17 protein-coding genes are annotated in these 17,127 nt (G+C 61.0%); 4 read left to right on the top strand and 13 right to left on the bottom strand.

The window, feature by feature from the left end; genetic code table 11:
• Positions 1 to 76: 76 nt before the first annotated feature.
• The 3 genes from KSS91_RS04855 to KSS91_RS04845 form a co-directional block, all read right to left on the bottom strand.
• Positions 77 to 1,180, bottom strand: a complete 1,104-nt coding sequence (locus KSS91_RS04855; RefSeq protein WP_102675407.1) for an NADH:flavin oxidoreductase — start codon at positions 1,178 to 1,180, stop codon at positions 77 to 79.
• A gap of 220 nt (positions 1,181 to 1,400) precedes the next feature.
• Complete coding sequence (locus tag KSS91_RS04850; protein WP_007970293.1) at positions 1,401 to 1,883, bottom strand: glutathione peroxidase; 483 nt, start codon at positions 1,881 to 1,883, stop codon at positions 1,401 to 1,403.
• A 122-nt stretch (positions 1,884 to 2,005) separates the two neighbouring features.
• Complete coding sequence (locus tag KSS91_RS04845; protein WP_007942189.1) at positions 2,006 to 2,491, bottom strand: FKBP-type peptidyl-prolyl cis-trans isomerase; 486 nt, start codon at positions 2,489 to 2,491, stop codon at positions 2,006 to 2,008.
• Between KSS91_RS04845 and KSS91_RS04840 the strand changes: the two genes are divergently transcribed.
• The 3 genes from KSS91_RS04840 to yihG all read left to right on the top strand — a co-directional run bounded on the left by KSS91_RS04840 (position 2,460) and on the right by yihG (position 5,853).
• On the top strand, positions 2,460 to 2,786 hold the full coding sequence (locus KSS91_RS04840; RefSeq protein ID WP_102675406.1) for a DUF3565 domain-containing protein: 327 nt from the start codon (positions 2,460 to 2,462) through the stop codon (positions 2,784 to 2,786). The two genes, KSS91_RS04845 and KSS91_RS04840, sit on opposite strands and share 32 nt — an antisense overlap.
• Before the next feature lie 61 nt (positions 2,787 to 2,847).
• On the top strand, positions 2,848 to 4,947 hold the full coding sequence (pta, locus tag KSS91_RS04835) for a phosphate acetyltransferase (RefSeq protein WP_007970292.1): 2,100 nt from the start codon (positions 2,848 to 2,850) through the stop codon (positions 4,945 to 4,947).
• Positions 4,948 to 5,853 carry a 1-acylglycerol-3-phosphate O-acyltransferase, YihG family gene (gene yihG / locus KSS91_RS04830; RefSeq protein WP_217837202.1) on the top strand — a complete coding sequence of 302 codons (906 nt, stop codon included), beginning with the start codon at positions 4,948 to 4,950 and terminating at the stop codon, positions 5,851 to 5,853.
• 178 nt (positions 5,854 to 6,031) lie between these two features.
• Here yihG and cysN read toward each other — a convergent pair whose 3' ends face one another.
• The 3 genes from cysN to KSS91_RS04815 all read right to left on the bottom strand — a co-directional run bounded on the left by cysN (position 6,032) and on the right by KSS91_RS04815 (position 9,874).
• Positions 6,032 to 7,930: a sulfate adenylyltransferase subunit CysN gene (cysN, locus tag KSS91_RS04825; RefSeq protein WP_102701496.1), complete on the bottom strand. Its 1,899-nt coding sequence runs from the start codon at positions 7,928 to 7,930 to the stop codon at positions 6,032 to 6,034.
• 9 nt (positions 7,931 to 7,939) lie between these two features.
• On the bottom strand, positions 7,940 to 8,857 hold the full coding sequence (cysD, locus tag KSS91_RS04820) for a sulfate adenylyltransferase subunit CysD (RefSeq protein ID WP_007970286.1): 918 nt from the start codon (positions 8,855 to 8,857) through the stop codon (positions 7,940 to 7,942).
• Positions 8,858 to 9,115: 258 nt separating this feature from the next.
• A complete protein-coding gene (locus KSS91_RS04815) occupies positions 9,116 to 9,874 on the bottom strand; it encodes a Nif3-like dinuclear metal center hexameric protein (protein WP_116580973.1) in 759 nt (252 codons plus the stop codon).
• Between the two features lie 103 nt (positions 9,875 to 9,977).
• Between KSS91_RS04815 and algW the strand changes: the two genes are divergently transcribed.
• Positions 9,978 to 11,138 carry a Do family serine endopeptidase AlgW gene (gene algW / locus KSS91_RS04810; protein WP_217837201.1) on the top strand — a complete coding sequence of 387 codons (1,161 nt, stop codon included), beginning with the start codon at positions 9,978 to 9,980 and terminating at the stop codon, positions 11,136 to 11,138.
• A gap of 121 nt (positions 11,139 to 11,259) precedes the next feature.
• Here the strand turns inward: algW and hisC are convergent, their stop codons facing one another.
• From hisC to KSS91_RS04775, 7 genes are all read right to left on the bottom strand, one after another.
• Positions 11,260 to 12,312, bottom strand: a complete 1,053-nt coding sequence (gene hisC / locus KSS91_RS04805; protein ID WP_217837200.1) for a histidinol-phosphate transaminase — start codon at positions 12,310 to 12,312, stop codon at positions 11,260 to 11,262.
• Between the two features lie 2 nt (positions 12,313 to 12,314).
• A complete protein-coding gene (hisD, locus tag KSS91_RS04800; protein ID WP_007970280.1) occupies positions 12,315 to 13,640 on the bottom strand; it encodes a histidinol dehydrogenase in 1,326 nt (441 codons plus the stop codon).
• Between the two features lie 125 nt (positions 13,641 to 13,765).
• Complete coding sequence (gene hisG / locus KSS91_RS04795) at positions 13,766 to 14,401, bottom strand: ATP phosphoribosyltransferase (protein WP_007970278.1); 636 nt, start codon at positions 14,399 to 14,401, stop codon at positions 13,766 to 13,768.
• Positions 14,402 to 14,525: 124 nt separating this feature from the next.
• A complete protein-coding gene (murA, locus tag KSS91_RS04790; RefSeq protein ID WP_015093505.1) occupies positions 14,526 to 15,791 on the bottom strand; it encodes a UDP-N-acetylglucosamine 1-carboxyvinyltransferase in 1,266 nt (421 codons plus the stop codon).
• 22 nt (positions 15,792 to 15,813) lie between these two features.
• The gene (locus tag KSS91_RS04785; RefSeq protein ID WP_015093504.1) at positions 15,814 to 16,053 is read right to left on the bottom strand and encodes a BolA family protein; all 240 of its coding nucleotides are present in this window, start codon (positions 16,051 to 16,053) and stop codon (positions 15,814 to 15,816) included.
• A 114-nt stretch (positions 16,054 to 16,167) separates the two neighbouring features.
• Positions 16,168 to 16,473 carry an STAS domain-containing protein gene (locus KSS91_RS04780; RefSeq protein WP_217837199.1) on the bottom strand — a complete coding sequence of 102 codons (306 nt, stop codon included), beginning with the start codon at positions 16,471 to 16,473 and terminating at the stop codon, positions 16,168 to 16,170.
• Positions 16,470 to 17,123 (bottom strand): MlaC/ttg2D family ABC transporter substrate-binding protein, encoded by a 654-nt coding sequence (locus KSS91_RS04775; protein ID WP_217837198.1) that lies wholly within the window; start codon positions 17,121 to 17,123, stop codon positions 16,470 to 16,472. The genes KSS91_RS04780 and KSS91_RS04775 overlap by 4 nt, the downstream gene beginning before the upstream one ends.
• Between the last annotated feature and the right edge of the window lie 4 nt (positions 17,124 to 17,127).

Below are 17,127 nucleotides of genomic sequence, written 5' to 3'. Positions count from 1 at the left end.
CTTCGCGAGCAAGCCCGCTCCCACATGGGAGTTGTGGGAGCGGGCTTGCTCGCGAAAGCGTCAGTCCTGACGCCGCTTAAACCAGCGTCATCAACGCTTCACGGCTGAACGGCAGGATGTCGTCCTCACGACCGTCGCGTACTTTCTGTGCCCAGTCCGGGTCCACCAGCAACGCACGACCGACCGCCACCAGGTCGAACTCGTCGTTGTTCAGGCGCTCCAGCAGTTTTTCCAGGCTGGCCGGTTGTGCCACCTTGTCGGTGTTGACCATGAACTGCAGGAACTCGCCATCCAGGCCGACGCTGCCCACGGTGATGGTCGGCTTGCCGGTGAGTTGGCGGGTCCAGCCAGCCAGGTTCAGCTCGGAACCGTCGAACTCCGGCTCCCAGAAGCGGCGGGTCGAGCAGTGGAAAATATCCACGCCGGCATCGGCCAACGGCTTGAGGAACTCGCCCAGCGCCTCCGGGGTTTGCACCAGGCGCGCGGTGTAGTCCTGCTGCTTCCACTGGGAGAAACGGAAGATGATCGGGAAGCCTTCACCGACCGCGGCACGCACGGCTTGAATCAATTCAATGGCAAAGCGTGAACGGTTGGCCAGGCTGCCGCCGTATTCGTCGGTACGCTGGTTGCTGCCTTCCCAGAAGAACTGGTCGACCAGGTAACCGTGGGCGCCGTGGATTTCCACGCCGTCCATGCCGATGCTCTGGGCGTCCCTGGCAGCCTGGGCGAACGCGGCGATCACATCCTGGATATCCTGTTGGGTCATGCCGTGCACAACGACCTGGCCGTCCTTGATTTTTTCCGACGGGCCATAGCCCGGTACGCTGGCGTCCGGCTCGGTGCCGATACGACGTACGCTGCCCACATGCCACAACTGCGGAACGATCTTGCCGCCTTCGGCGTGAACGGCGTCGACAACTTTCTTCCAGCCGGCCAGAGCCGCTTCACCATAGAAGTGCGGAACGTTAGGGTAGCCGTTGGAAGCCTTGTGACCGACGGTGGTGCCTTCGGTGATGATCAGGCCGACGCCGGCAGCGGCGCGACGACGGTAGTATTCGATCACTTTGGAATTCGGCACGCCGCCGGGAGAAAAGGAGCGGGTCATCGGCGCCATGACGACGCGGGTCGGCAATTCGAGGGTGCCGAGGTGGAACGGTTTGAACAGGGCTTTTACAGGCATGGGACGCTCCACGGAAGGATGACTTTATGACGGGGATAATATGGAGTGTCCAACGCATTGAACAGCATTATTGATCAGCGTGATTAAGGGTCAAAAGGCAGGGAGTATTGTAGGAGCGAGCTCGCTCGCGATGGTCGTCAACGATGACGCTGTAATCCAGACACAGCGCGGCGTTCTCAGGTTCATCGCGAGCAAGCTCGCTCCTACAGGGGGGGGAATTTCAGCTCAGCGCTTTTTCAATCGCATGAACAATGGTCGGATCATCCGGCGCCGTACGTGGCGAGAACCGCGCCAGTACGCGGCCGTCCTTGCCCAGCAGGAACTTCTCGAAGTTCCAGGTGATATCGCCGGGGAATTCCGCGCCCTCGCCCGCCAGCAAGCGGTACAACTGATGGCGGTCATGCCCGTTGACTTCCAGCTTGCTGGACAACGGGAAGGTCACACCATAGTTGAGGCTGCAGAAATCCTTGATCTCCTGCTCGGTCCCCGGTTCCTGCCCGGCAAACTGATTGCACGGCAGGCCCAACACGCTGAAGCCTTTGGCCTTGTATTGTTGGTAGAGGTTTTCCAGCGCCGCGTACTGCGGGGTCAGGCCGCATTTGGAGGCGACGTTGACCACCAATACGACTTGGCCTTTGAAAGGCGCCAGAGGTAGCTCCTGTCCATCCAGGGCTGTCAATTTAAGGTCGTGAAAAGCACTCATGGCGTACTCCAGATTCCCGTGTTCTTCTCGAAACAGCCACTTGGCGGTGTCATCAGGGACAGCCGCAGACTAAAAAGGCGCCCTCGGGGCGCCTCTCCAGTTATCTGAGCTTAGCGCAGAAATCAGTGGTGATGGCCACCTTCGCCATGGACGTGGCCATGAGCGATTTCTTCCTGGCTGGCGTCACGGATGGCAACGATCTTGACCTGGAAATTCAGGCGCTGACCGGCCAATGGGTGGTTGCCGTCAACGGTCACGTCGTCGCCGTCCAGATCACGGATGGTCACGATCTGCATCTGGCCGTCCGGAGCGGATGCGTGGAACTGCATGCCCACTTCCAGCTCGTCGACGCCTTCGAACATGCTGCGGCTCAGGGTGCTGACCAGTTCGGCAGCGTATTCGCCGTAAGCGTCTTCCGGTTCAACGGCTACGGTCAACTCGTCGCCGACAGCCTTGCCTTCCAGAGCCTTTTCCAGGCCCGGGATGATGTTGCCTGCGCCTTGCAGGTAGACCAGCGGCGCGCCGCCGGCGGAGCTGTCGATGACCTCACCAGCGTCGTTGGTCAGGGTATAGTCGATGGAGACAGCCTTATTGGCGGCGATCAGCATGGGGCGAGACCTTTTGCATAAGAAGATTGAAAGGCCAAGTTTAGCGAAGCAATCGACCGAAAGCGAACACAACCCGGACAAACGGGATTCGACGGTCACAGGCTTCCATCAGGACGAGGACGGCCACTGGGTGGCCGAGCTTTCCTGCGGCCACACCCAACACCTGCGGCACCAGCCGCCCTGGCAATCCCGGGCCTGGGTCATGGACCCTGTGCTGCGCCAGGAAAAAATAGGCCAGCCCTTTGATTGCGGTTGGTGCGCACAAGGCACGGTTAGCGATAACCTTGGCGACTGAATTTCGGTAATCGACCAGCCATAGGTCGTGACCATTGCCATGCACCTTCCAGAGAATCCGCATGCAAACTTTTTTTATCGCGCCCACCGATTTTGGTGTGGGTCTGACCTCCATCAGCCTCGGGCTGGTACGCACCCTTGAGCGCGCCGGGCTCAAGGTCGGCTTTTTCAAACCGATTGCCCAGCCGCATCCGGGCGACACGGGCCCGGAACGTTCCACCGAGCTGGTGGCGCGCACCCACGGCTTGAAACCGCCTCAGCCACTGGGCCTGGCGCATGTCGAGCGCATGCTCGGCGACGGCCAGCTCGATGAGTTGCTCGAAGAAATCATCACCCTGTATCAGCAGGCGGCCATCGGCAAGGACGTGCTGATCGTCGAAGGCATGGTGCCGACCCGCAGCGCCAGTTACGCCGCGCGGGTCAACCTGCACCTGGCCAAGAGCCTCGACGCCGAGGTGATCCTGGTCTCGGCACCGGAAAACGAAGTGCTGACCGAGCTTTCCGGTCGCGTCGAACTACAGGCGCAATTGTTCGGCGGCCCGAAAGACCCGAAAGTCCTCGGCGTGATCCTCAACAAGGTCAAGACCGAGGAAAGCATGGAGGCCTTCGCCACGCGCCTGAAGGAGCATTCGCCATTGCTGCGCAGTGGTGATTTCCGCTTGCTCGGCTGCATTCCGTTCCAGCCGGAACTGAACGCCCCGCGCACCCGCGACGTCGCCGACCTGATGGGCGCGCAAGTGCTCAACGCCGGTGATTACGAAACCCGGCGCATGACCAAGATCATCATTTGCGCCCGCACCATGCGCAACACCGTGGAGTTGCTCAAGCCCGGCGTGCTGGTGGTGACCCCCGGCGACCGCGACGACATCATCCTTGCCGTCAGCCTCGCGGCCTTGAACGGCGTGCCGCTGGCCGGGCTGCTGCTGACCAGCGACACCCTGCCCGACCCACGCATCATGGACCTGTGCCGCGGCGCCCTGCAGGCCGGGCTGCCGGTGCTGTCGGTGAGTACCGGTTCCTATGACACCGCCAACCTGCTCAATGGCCTGAACAAGGAAATCCCCATCGATGACCGCGAGCGCGCCGAAATCATCACCGATTTCATCGCTGGCCATCTCGATGCCAACTGGTTGCACCAGCGCTGCGGTACACCGCGCGAGATGCGCCTGTCGCCAGCGGTGTTCCGCTATCAATTGATCCAGCGCGCCCAGGCGGCCAACAAGCGCATCGTGCTGCCCGAAGGCAGCGAACCGCTGACCGTGCAGGCCGCAGCGATCTGCCAGGCCCGCGGCATCGCTCGCTGCGTGCTGCTGGCAAAGCCCGAGGACGTGCAGGCCGTCGCCCGCGCCCAGGGCATCGAGCTGCCGCCCGGCCTGGAAATCATCGATCCGGACTTGATCCGCGAACGCTACGTCGAGCCGATGGTCGCACTGCGCAAAAGCAAAAGCCTCAATGCGCCGATGGCCGAGCAACAACTGGAAGACACCGTGGTGATCGGCACCATGATGCTGGCTCTGGATGAAGTCGACGGGCTCGTATCGGGCGTGATCAACACCACCGCCAACACCATCCGCCCGGCCCTGCAGCTGATTAAAACGGCACCGGGCTGCACCCTGGTGTCTTCGGTGTTCTTCATGCTGTTCCCCGAAGAAGTGCTGGTCTACGGCGACTGCGTGATGAACCCGCACCCGAGCGCCAGCGAACTGGCCGAGATCGCCCTGCAAAGCGCCGACTCGGCGGCCGCATTCGGCATCACGCCACGGGTGGCGATGATCAGCTACTCCAGCGGCGAATCGGCCAGCGGCGAGGAGGTCGAGAAGGTCCGCGAGGCCACCCTGCTCGCCCACGAACAACAGCACTCGCTGCTGATCGACGGCCCCTTGCAGTACGACGCCGCGGCCAACGAAAGCGTCGCCCGGCAGCTGGCGCCGAACAGCCAGGTGGCCGGTCGTGCCACGGTGTACGTGTTCCCCGACCTCAACACCGGCAACACCACCCACAAAGCCGTGCAGCGTAGCGCCGACTGCGTCAGCCTCGGGCCGATGCTGCAAGGCCTGCGCAAACCGGTGAACGATTTGCCGCGCGGCGCGCAGGTCGACGACATCGTCTACACCATCGCCCTGACCGCGATTCAAGCCGCCAACCGACCTATGGATGTGTAAATGCTGGACTTCCTACCCGCCCCGTTGCGCGGCGTGATCGCCTCGCTGCTGCTGGCATTGAACACGATTTTGCTCTGCTCGTTCCTGTTCTGCGTGGCACTCGTCAAGGCATTGCCGTTCGCCCTCACCCAACGCATCGCGGGCTGGCTGATGAGTCATACCCATGAAGCCTGGATCAGCCTCAACAAAGGCTGGATGAACCTGGTGCGCCGCACGCGCTGGCACATCAGCGGCCTGCAAGGCCTCGACTACCGGCACTCGTACCTGATCACCAGCAACCACCAGAGCTGGGTCGACATCCTGGTGCTGCAATACGTGCTCAACCGACGCATCCAACCGTTGAAGTTCTTTCTCAAGCAGGAGCTGATCTGGGTCCCGGTGATTGGCCTGGCCTGGTGGGCGCTGGGCTTTCCGTTCATGAAGCGCTACTCCAAGGCCTATCTGGAGAAGCACCCGGAGAAGAAAGGCAAGGACCTGGAAACCACCCGCAAGACCTGCGCGAAATTCCGCGACAACCCGGTGGGAATCTTCAACTTCGTCGAAGGCACGCGCTTCACCGAGGGCAAGCACAAGCAACAACAATCACCCTTCAAGTACCTGCTCAAGCCCAAGGCCGGAGGCATTGCCTTTGTGCTGGATGCGATGGGTGAGCAACTGGAGTCCATCGTCAACGTGACCATCCACTACCCAGCCGGGCGTCCTGGTTTCTGGGACTTGTTGTGCGGGAACATTGCGGACGTGGTGGTGCACTTTGAAGAGTTGAACATTCCGCCGCAGTTCATCGGCAAGAACTACGACCAGGATGGTGAGTACCGATTGCAGTTCCAGGGCTGGATCAATCAGATGTGGCAGGACAAGGATGCGCTGCTGGAACAGTTGCATCGCGAGTATCCAGCGAAGTCTTGAGGTGCCTGTACTGGCCTCTTCGCTGGCAAGCCAGCTCCCACAGGGACCGTGTCGTTCACAAATTTTTCGAACGCCCTCAAAACTGTGGGAGCGGGCTTGCCCGCGATAGCTATTTCCAGGACACAAAAAAACCCGCAGACAATCACTTGTCTGCGGGTTTTTCATTTTGCGCTAAGGCTTAAATCGCACCACGCTCGCGCAGCAGACCCAACACTTGCTTGACGCCTTCTTCCAGCGACACGGACTGGGTGTCGATCACCAGGTCGGCATCCAGCGGCACGTCGTACGGGAAGGACTCGCCCGGGATGTTATCCCCGGCCGCCGCGTACAGGCCCTGCGGATCACGCTCGGCGCAGACGGTCGGCGAAGCCTGGACGTAGACCGTCAGCAGACGTTCCTTGCCGATCAGTTCCCGGGCCTGTTCACGACCTTCGGCACTCGGCGCAACGAACGCCGCCAGGGTCAGCAGACCGGCTTCGTTGAACTGACGCGCAACGTGCGCGGCACGACGCCAGTTCTCGGTACGCCCGGCGCGATCCTGTGGCAGACCTTTGTTCAGGTCGTGACGCAGGTTCTGGCCATCGAGTACGAACACCGCACGACCCAGGTCGAACAGCTTGCGTTCAACCGCATACGCCAGGGTGCTCTTGCCCGCGCCCGACAAGCCGCTGAACAACACGGTGGCCGGTTGCTGGCCGAAGCGCTGGGCGCGCTCTTCAGTGGCGACGTGGGCCAGCTTGCCGTGGTGCGTGCTGGTGCCATGGGCCAAAGGCTGGGCGACGATCATGCCGGCGCCGACGGTGCCGTTGGTCAAGCGGTCGATGATGATGAAGGCGCCGGTAGTGCGGTTGCTGTCGTAACCGTCGAGGGCAATCGGCGCGTCGAGCGCGATCTTGACCTTGCCGATTTCGTTCAACTGCAACGCGCTGGCCGGACCTTCTTCCAGGGTGTTCACGTCGACTTTGTTGACGATGCTGGCGATGGAGCCCGGCACGTAACTGGTGGCGCGCTTGATGTCGTATTTCTTGCCCGGCAGCATCGGCTCTTCAGCCATCCACACCAGCATGGCTTCGAAGCTGTCAGTCACCGGCGGCACGTTGTCGGCGTGAACCAACAGGTCGCCACGGGAGATGTCGATTTCGTCTTCCATGGTCAGTGTGACTGCCTGACCTGGACCGGCGTGTTCCAGCTCACCTTCGAAGGTGACGATGGACTTCACGCGGCTGCTCTTGCCCGACGGCAGCACCACGACTTCGTCGCCTTTCTTGACGATGCCGCTGGCCAGTGTACCGGCGAAGCCACGGAAGTTCAGGTTCGGACGGTTGACGTACTGCACCGGGAAACGCAGGTCGGTGAAGTTGCGATCGCCCGCCACTTCCACGGTCTCGAGGATTTCCATCAGCGACTGGCCGGTGTACCACGGCGAGCGCTCGGACTTGTTCACCACGTTGTCGCCCTTCAGTGCCGACATCGGCACGAAGTGCATGCTGGTGGGCTTCATCTTCAGGCCTTCGGCGAACTGCAGGTAGTCGGCCTTGATCGACTCGAACACGCCTTGGTCGAAGTCCTTGAGGTCCATCTTGTTGATGGCGACGACTATGTGCTTGATGCCCAGCAACGAGGCGATGAAGCTGTGGCGACGGGTCTGGGTCTGCACGCCGTAGCGGGCGTCGACCAGGATGATCGCCAGGTCACAGGTGGACGCACCGGTGGCCATGTTGCGGGTGTACTGCTCATGGCCGGGGGTGTCGGCGATGATGAATTTGCGCTTGGCGGTGGAGAAATAGCGGTACGCGACATCGATGGTGATGCCTTGTTCACGCTCGGCCTGCAGACCGTCGACCAGCAACGCCAGGTCGATGTCTTCGCCGGTGGTGCCGACTTTTTTCGAGTCGCGGGTGATCGCTTCCAGGTGATCTTCGTAGATCATCTTGGAGTCGTGCAGCAGGCGCCCGATCAGGGTGCTCTTGCCGTCGTCGACGTTACCGCAGGTCAAAAAGCGCAGCAGCTCTTTACGTTCGTGCTGGCCCAGGTAGGCGAGGATGTCCTCGCTGATCAAATCAGATTGATGCGACATGACAGCCCCTTAGAAATAACCTTGACGTTTTTTGTCTTCCATCGAGCCTGCGCCATCGTGGTCGATGACACGGCCCTGGCGCTCGGAAGTTCGCGTCAGGAGCATTTCCTGAATGATGTCCGTAAGGCTTTCGGCCTCGGACTCCACCGCGCCCGTCAACGGGTAGCAACCAAGGGTACGGAAACGCACTTTCTTTTTGACGATGCGCGCTTTGTCTTCATCGCTCAGGTGCTCGAGGATGCGCTCGTCGTCGATCATGATCAGCGTGCCGTTCTTCTCGATGACTTCACGCTCGGCGGCGAAGTACAGCGGAACGATCGGGATGCCTTCAAGGTAGATGTACTGCCAGATGTCCAGTTCGGTCCAGTTCGACAGCGGGAAGACGCGGATCGACTCGCCCTTGTTGACCTTGCCGTTGTAGACGTTCCACAGCTCGGGACGCTGGTTCTTCGGGTCCCAGCGGTGCTTGCTGTCGCGGAACGAGTAAACGCGCTCCTTGGCGCGGGATTTCTCTTCATCGCGACGGGCGCCGCCGAACGCTGCGTCGAAACCATGCTTGTCGAGTGCCTGCTTCAGGCCCTCGGTCTTCATGATGTCGGTGTGCTTGGCGCTGCCGTGGGTGAACGGGTTGATGTTCTGCGCCACGCCGTCCGGGTTGACGTGGGTGATCAGGTCGAGGCCCAGTTCCGCGACCATCTTGTCACGGAAGGCGTACATCTCCTGGAATTTCCAGCGAGTGTCGACGTGCATCACCGGAAACGGCAGCTTGCCCGGGAAGAACGCCTTGCGTGCCAGATGCAGCATCACGGCGGAGTCTTTACCGATGGAGTACAGCATCACCGGGTTGTCGAACTCGGCGGCCACCTCGCGGATGATGTGGATGCTTTCCGCCTCCAGCTGTTTCAGATGCGTCAGTTTGTCGACCATGGCTACTCACGAAAGCTTTCTTATGAACGGCCAGCGGGCCGTGTTCGAGCGGGGATCCTAGCACAGCGACCTCTTCTAATCAGGACGCCAACTAGATCGAAAGAGCATATGAATATGCCCCGCTGTTTGGGCACATCGCCCCCCCTGTAGGAGCGAGCTTGCTCGCCATGAACCTGAGACCACCGCGGGGTGTCAGGCTTCCAGCGTTATCGTTGACGACCATCGCGAGCAAGCTCGCTCCTACAGGGGATCCCGGATTCAGATCGGATTGGGGCAATCGATGAAGATGTGCTCCAGCGCAAAGCGCCGCGCCAGATAATCCCCCAGCGCCTGAACGCCGTAGCGCTCAGTCGCATGGTGACCGGCGGCGATGAAGCTGATGTCGTTTTCCCGTGCACTGTGGAAGGTCTGCTCGGAAGCCTCGCCGCTGAGGTACAAGTCGACGCCGGCCGAAATGGCCTGATCGATGTATCCCTGGCCACCACCGGTGCACCAGCCGACGCGGCGGATCATGGCGCTGCCTTCGATCAACAGTGGCTCACGACCCATGACTTCCTGCACGCGGCGGGCAAAATCCCGGGGCATCATCGGCTCGTTCAGCGAGCCGACCAGACCGACTATCTTCAGATTATCCGGGTCCAGCGGACCTTCGACGGTGATGTCGAGCTGCCGCGCGAGCTGCACGTTATTGCCGACGTCCGGGTGCAGATCCAGCGGCAGGTGATAGGCCAGGAGGCTGATATCGTGCTTGAGCAGGGTCTTCAAGCGGCGCTGCTTCATGCCGGTGATGCACGGGTTTTCGCCCTTCCAGAAATAGCCGTGATGCACCAGTACCAGATCGGCATTGGCCTCTACCGCGGCATCCAGCAACGCCTGGCTGGCAGTGACGCCACTGACAATGCGCATCACTTGCGGACGGCCTTCGACTTGCAAGCCGTTGGGGCAGTAATCGGCGATTTTGGCGCTGTTGAGGTAACGGTCGGCTTCTTCGACCAGGGTGCTCAGGGCGACGGCCATGAAAGACTCCTAAATATCCCGTCCAGAGGCGCGTGCGGCCTCGTATAATGCGCGTCATTATGAGCGGTCTCTTACCGCCTGCAACTCTCTCAGGAACTGTTTAATGCTCAAGGCGCTGCGTTTTTCCGGCTGGCCGCTGTTGGCCGGCGTGCTTGTCGCTCTTTTGATAATCCAGCGTTACCCGCAGTGGGTCGGGCTCCCGAGCCTCGACGTCAATCTGCAACAAGCGCCGCAAACCACCAGCATGCAACAGGGCCCGGTGTCTTATGCCGACGCGGTCACCACCGCGGCGCCGTCGGTGGTGAACCTGTACACCACCAAAGTCATCAACAAACCCAGCCATCCGTTGTTCGAAGATCCGCAGTTCCGCCGTTTCTTCGGCGATAACTCGCCCAAGCAGAAACGCATGGAATCTAGCCTCGGTTCCGGCGTGATCATGAGCCCGGAAGGCTACATCCTGACCAACAACCACGTGACCAGCGGCGCCGACCAGATCGTCGTGGCGCTCAAGGACGGCCGCGAAACCCTGGCCCGGGTGATCGGCAGCGACCCGGAGACTGACCTCGCGGTGCTGAAAATCGACCTGAAAAACCTGCCGTCGATCACCGTGGGACGCTCCGACAACCTCCGCATCGGCGACGTGGCGCTGGCCATCGGCAACCCGTTCGGCGTCGGCCAGACCGTGACCATGGGCATCATCAGTGCCACCGGGCGCAATCAACTGGGCCTGAACAACTACGAAGACTTCATCCAGACCGATGCCGCGATCAACCCCGGCAACTCTGGCGGTGCACTGGTGGACGCCATTGGCAACCTGACCGGCATCAACACGGCGATCTTCTCCAAGTCCGGCGGCTCCCAGGGCATCGGTTTCGCGATCCCGGTAAAGCTGGCGATGGAAGTGATGAAGTCGATCATCGAGCACGGCCAGGTGATTCGTGGCTGGCTGGGTATCGAAGTCCAGCCGTTGACCCAGGAACTAGCCGAATCCTTCGGTTTGTCCGGGCGTCCGGGCATTGTCGTGGCGGGGATTTTCCGTGATGGCCCGGCACAGAAGGCCGGCCTGCAACTGGGTGACGTGATTCTTGCCATCGATGGCGAACCGGCCGGTGATGGCCGTCGCTCGATGAATCAGGTGGCGCGGATCAAGCCGACCGACAAGGTCACGATCCAGGTAATGCGCAACGGCAAGGAGCTTAAGCTGACCGCGGAAATCGGTTTGCGTCCGCCGCCGGCACCGGTCAAAGAGAAACAAGAAGAGTAAGGGGCATCCAAAACCAATGTGGGAGCGGGCTTGCTCGCGAAAGCGGTGTGTCAGTCGACGCAGAAGTTAACTGACACACCGCTTTCGCGAGCAAGCCCGCTCCCACAGGGTTGGCGGTGGTTTAGAGTTCGCCCAGGCCGTCGATCAGCGCCTGGTTCTGCTCTGGCGTGCCGATGGAGATCCGCAGGAACTGGGCAATCCGCTCCTGCTTGAAGTGCCGGACGATCACGCCTTGCTCACGCAACTTCGCCGCCAACCCCGCCGCATCGTGCCGTGGGTGACGGGCGAAAATGAAGTTCGCCGCTGACGGCAGCACTTCAAATCCCTTGGCCTGCAATTGCCCGACGACCTTCTCGCGATTCTCGATCACCAACCGGCAAGTCTTGTCGAAATACTCGCGATCCTCGAACGCGGCAGCGGCGCCGACATTCGCCATGCGATCCAGCGGGTAGGAGTTGAAGCTGTTCTTGATCCGCTCCAGCGCTTCGATCAGATCCGGATGCCCTACCGCCAGGCCAACCCGCAGACCGGCCAGGGAGCGGGACTTGGACAGGGTCTGGGTGACCAGCAGGTTGGGATAACGATCGACCAGAGTGATTGCCGTCTCGCCGCCGAAATCGATGTAAGCCTCGTCCACCACGACCACCGAATCCGGGCTGGCCTTGAGAATCTGCTCCACTGCTTCCAGCGCCAGCAGGCAGCCGGTCGGCGCGTTCGGGTTGGGGAAGATGATCCCGCCGTTCGGCCTGGCGTAGTCCGCCGGGTTGATCTGGAATTGCTCGTCCAGCGGCACCGCGTCGAAGTTGATGCCATACAGTCCGCAGTAGACCGGATAGAAGCTGTAACTGATGTCCGGAAACAGCAGCGGCTGATCGTGCTGCAGTAAACCGTGGAAGATGTGCGCCAGGACTTCGTCGGAACCGTTGCCGAGGAATACCTGATTGCCTTGCACGCCGTAGTATCTGGCGACCGCGTTTTTCAGCAGGTCGCTGTTCGGGTCCGGGTACAGACGCAGGTTGTCGTTCAGTTCGGCCTTCATCGCGGCCAAGGCTTTGGGCGATGGACCGTAAGGGTTTTCGTTGGTGTTGAGCTTCACCAGCTTTGCCAGTTTCGGCTGCTCGCCCGGCACGTAAGGCACCAGGTTCTTGACGAACGGGCTCCAGAATTTACTCATCTTCATTTCACCTGCTTGTCGTCAACGATGCGGTATTCGGCGCTACGCGCGTGCGCGGTCAGCGACTCGCCACGGGCCAGCACGGATGCGGTCTTGCCCAGTTCCGATGCGCCCTGCTCGGAACAGAAGATGATCGATGAGCGCTTCTGGAAGTCGTACACACCCAGCGGCGAGGAGAACCGTGCAGTGCCGGAGGTCGGCAACACGTGGTTAGGGCCTGCGCAGTAGTCGCCCAGGGCTTCGGAGGTGTGACGGCCCATGAAGATCGCGCCGGCGTGGCGGATCTGTGGCAGCCAGGCTTGCGGATCGGCAACGGACAACTCGAGGTGCTCCGGCGCGATGCGGTTGGCCACTTCGATGGCCTGTTCCATGTCGCGAACCTTGATCAGTGCACCACGGCCATTGATCGAGGTTTCGATGATTGCGGCACGCTCCATGGTCGGCATCAATTTGGCGATGCTGGCGGCGACCTTGTCGAGGAACCCGGCGTCGGGGCTGACCAGAATGGCCTGGGCGTCTTCGTCGTGCTCGGCCTGGGAGAACAGGTCCATGGCGATCCAGTCCGGATCGGTCTGGCCGTCGCACACCACGAGGATTTCCGAAGGGCCGGCGATCATGTCGATGCCGACCTGGCCAAACACGTGGCGCTTGGCGGTAGCCACATAGATGTTGCCCGGGCCCACGACCTTGTCGACCTTCGGCACGCTTTCGGTGCCGTAAGCCAGCGCCGCAACGGCCTGGGCGCCACCGATGGTGAACACGCGGTCGACACCGGCGATGCAGGCCGCAGCCAGCACAAGCTCGTTGATTTCACCGCGCGGGGTCGGTACGACCATGACCACTTCGGTAACGCCGGCAACCTTGGCCGGAATCGCGTTCATCAGCACCGACGACGGGTACGACGCCTTGCCGCCCGGCACGTACAGACCGGCACGATCCAGCGGCGTGACTTTCTGGCCCAGTACGGTGCCGTCCGCCTCGGTGTAACTCCAGGAGTCCTGCTTCTGCTTCTCGTGGTAGCTGCGCACGCGGGCTGCGGCGACTTCCAGTGCTTCGCGCTGGGCCACGGAGATGCGGGTCAGTGCCAACTCCAGACGCTCACGCGGCAGGATCAGGTCGGCCATGGACTTCACGTCCAGGCCGTCGAACTGACGGGTGAAGTCCACCAGCGCCGCGTCACCGCGTTCGCGCACGGCCTTGATGATGTCCAGCACCCGCTGATTGACCGAGTCGTCAGACACACTTTCCCAGCTCAGCAGATGATCCAGATGATGTGCGAAATCCGGGTCAGCAGCGTTGAGTCGGCGAATTGCAGTCAGTGCGGTCATAGCGAGAGCCTCATAGGAATGGCAAAAAACTCAGGCGCCCGAAGCTAACATTCGATCCGCTTGGGCACCTGAGAATTCTGGCTATGAGGCGGATAGACGGCGCGCCTTGCGGTCGCGCAGGTGAATCAGCCGCGGTGTCGAGACTCCACTGCCTTGCGCAGGGTGTCGATCAACGCCTGGATACGTGCGTGCTGCATTTTCATCGAAGCCTTGTTGACGATCAGGCGGGAGCTGATGGCCGCGATGAAATCCTGTGGCTCCAGGCCGTTGGCCCGTAGCGTGTTACCGGTGTCGACCACGTCGATGATCTTGTCCGCCAGACCGATCAGCGGCGCCAGTTCCATCGAACCGTAGAGCTTGATGATATCGACCTGACGACCCTGTTCGGCGTAGTAGCGCTTGGCAACATTGACGAACTTGGTAGCGATGCGCAGACGACCCTTGGGCTCGACTGCACCGACTTTACCGGCGGTCATCAGCTTGCACTGGGCAATTTGCAGGTCCAGCGGCTCGTACAGGCCCTGGCCGCCGTATTCCATCAGCACATCTTTACCGGCGACGCCTAGGTCGGCAGCACCATGTTCGACATAGGTCGGCACATCGGTGGCACGCACGATCAGCAGACGGACATCGTCCTGGGTCGTGGGGATGATCAGCTTGCGGCTCTTGTCCGGATTCTCGGTCGGCACGATGCCCGCTTCAGCCAGAAGCGGCAAGGTATCGTCAAGGATGCGGCCCTTGGACAGTGCGATGGTCAACATGGGAAACGTCAGTCCTTATCAAGGTACTCATGCCCGGTCGCAAATGGCGCCGGACACACATCGAGCCGAAAACGGCTCGACTTCAACAAATCAACGGGCATGTCCTTATGCCCTTGCAGCAGTACTAGCCCGGAACGCGACGGATCTTGGCGCCCAGCATCTGCAGTTTTTCCTCGATGCACTCGTAGCCACGGTCTATGTGGTAGATGCGGTCGATCAGGGTGTCGCCCTCGGCGACCAGGGCCGAGATCACCAGGCTGGCCGAAGCCCGCAGGTCAGTTGCCATCACTGGCGCGCCCTTGAGCTTCTCGGTACCGGTGACGATCGCGGTGTTGCCCTCGACCTGGATCTTGGCGCCCATGCGGTGCAGTTCGTAGACGTGCATGAAGCGGTTTTCGAAGATCGTCTCGATCACAGCACCCGTGCCTTCGGCAATGGCGTTGAGGGAGATGAACTGCGCTTGCATGTCGGTCGGGAACGCCGGGTACGGAGCGGTGCGCACGTTGACGGCTTTCGGCCGCTTGCCGTGCATGTTCAGCTCGATCCAGTCTTCGCCGCAGGTGATCTCTGCACCGGACTCCCGGAGTTTTTCCAGAACGGCTTCGAGGATGGTCGGATCCGTGTCCTTGACCTTCACGCGACCACCAGTCACAGCCGCCGCCACCAGATAGGTGCCGGTTTCGATACGGTCGGGCATCACTTTGTAAGTCGTGGTATGCAGACGCTCGACGCCATCGATGGTGATGGTATCGGTGCCGGCACCGGAAACCTTGGCGCCCATGGCGTTCAGGAAGTTCGCCAGGTCGACCACTTCAGGTTCGCGTGCGGCGTTTTGCAGGACGCTGCGGCCCTTGGCCAGCGCGGCGGCCATCATGATGTTTTCGGTACCGGTCACGCTGACGGTGTCGAAGAAGAAGTGCGCACCGCGCAGACCACCTTCAGGCGCCTTGGCCTTGATGTAGCCGCCCTCGACGTCGATGACCGCACCCATGGCTTCCAGGCCACGGATGTGCAGGTCAACCGGACGCGAACCGATGGCGCAACCGCCAGGCAGCGCGACTTCGGCTTCGCCGAAACGGGCAACCATCGGGCCAAGCACCAGGATCGACGCACGCATGGTTTTAACCAGTTCGTACGGTGCGACCAGGGTCTTGATGGTGCGCGGGTCGATCTCGACGGCGAGTTTTTCGTCGATCACCGGCTCGATCCCCATGCGACCGAACAGTTCGATCATGGTGGTGATGTCGTGCAGGTGCGGCAGGTTGGCAACGGTCACCGGACCATCGCACAGAAGCGTGGCAGCCAGGATCGGCAGGGCAGAGTTCTTTGCCCCGGAGATGCGGATTTCGCCGTCAAGACGAGCACCGCCAGTAATAATCAATTTATCCATAAGAATCTCGACGCCCTTGGGCTCAGGTGCGCTCGGCCCAGGCCGCGCTGCTGAAAAATTTCATTGTGACCGCATGGATGCTGCCATCGGTGATCCATGGGTTCAAATGGGCATAGATCTGCTGCTGACGCTTCACCGGGCTCATCGCCGCCAGTTCATCGCTAATCACATTCAGCTGGAAATTGCAGCCTTCGCCCTCGACTTCTACCAACGTTCCGGGCAGCTTTCCTTCAAGGAAGCTCTTCACTTCTACGGCCTGCATGCTCAACCTCAATCGGCGCCCTGTGCGCGCGGGTCGGACATCATACAAAAAAGCCCCGCGCCTGCGAACCCCGCGAAGCAGGACTCTGACGGGGGGCTTCTTTATAGATGCGGGTTAGGGATGCGCCAACAGCTCGGTCAGCTCGCTGACCTGAGCGATTTCACGCATGTCTTCCGGCATTCCTCGGATGCTCAACGCCTTGCCGGCCGCCTGAGCATCGCGGATGAAACACAGCAGCAATGACAAACCGACACTGCTGGACTTGGTCACCGCCGAACAATCGAGCACCAGCGCCGCAGCCTTGCTGGCCTTGATCAGCGCCTTGCCCTGTTCACGCAGGCCAGGACCGGTGCGGTAATCCAGCACGCCACTGAGTCGCAGCTCACCCGCTTCGTCCATCTGGACTGCCGACTCACTCATTGGGCTGACTGCTCTGGCTTCTTGTCGGTGGCTTCCTTGGCCTTGGCGACTTCCCCGGCCCAACCATTGATGGTCTTGTCCAGGTCGTTGCCATTGCGCTGCATCGCATCGGCGAACTGATCGCGGAACAGCTTGCCGATATTGATGCCGTTGATGATGACGTTACGCAGTTTCCACTCGCCGTTGATCTTTTCCAGCGTGTAGGACACCGGATAGATCGCGCCGCTGCTGCCTTTGACCGTCATGCCAACGCTGGTACGGTCGCCCGATTCGTCCTTGGCCGGTTCAACGGTGATGCCCTGGTTGTTGTACTCCAGCAAGGCATTGCCATAGAACTGGAACAGGCCCCTCTTGAAGTTTTCTTCGAAGGTCTTCATCTGCGCAGGTGTAGCTTTACGCGAGTACTTGACCGTCATGATGCTCTTGGAAATACCCTCGGCATCCACGACCGGCCCGACGATGGTGTTCAGCGCCGCATAAAAGTCTTGCGGATCCTTCTTGTACTTCTCTTTGTTTGCCGCCAGGTCCGCGAGCATACGGTTGGTTGTGTCCTGCACCAGATCGTGCGCCGAAGGTGCCGCTACGGCGTGGGACACCAACGGAAACACCGCAAGCATTACCAACAGGCCACGTCGCAAGGTAGAGATCATTTAA

It is taken from the genome of Pseudomonas azerbaijanorientalis (assembly GCF_019139795.1).
GTDB classification, from domain to species: domain Bacteria; phylum Pseudomonadota; class Gammaproteobacteria; order Pseudomonadales; family Pseudomonadaceae; genus Aquipseudomonas; species Aquipseudomonas laurylsulfatiphila.
The sequence above is the reverse complement of the archived record's forward strand: the minus strand, read 5'-3'. Positions and strand labels throughout refer to the sequence as shown.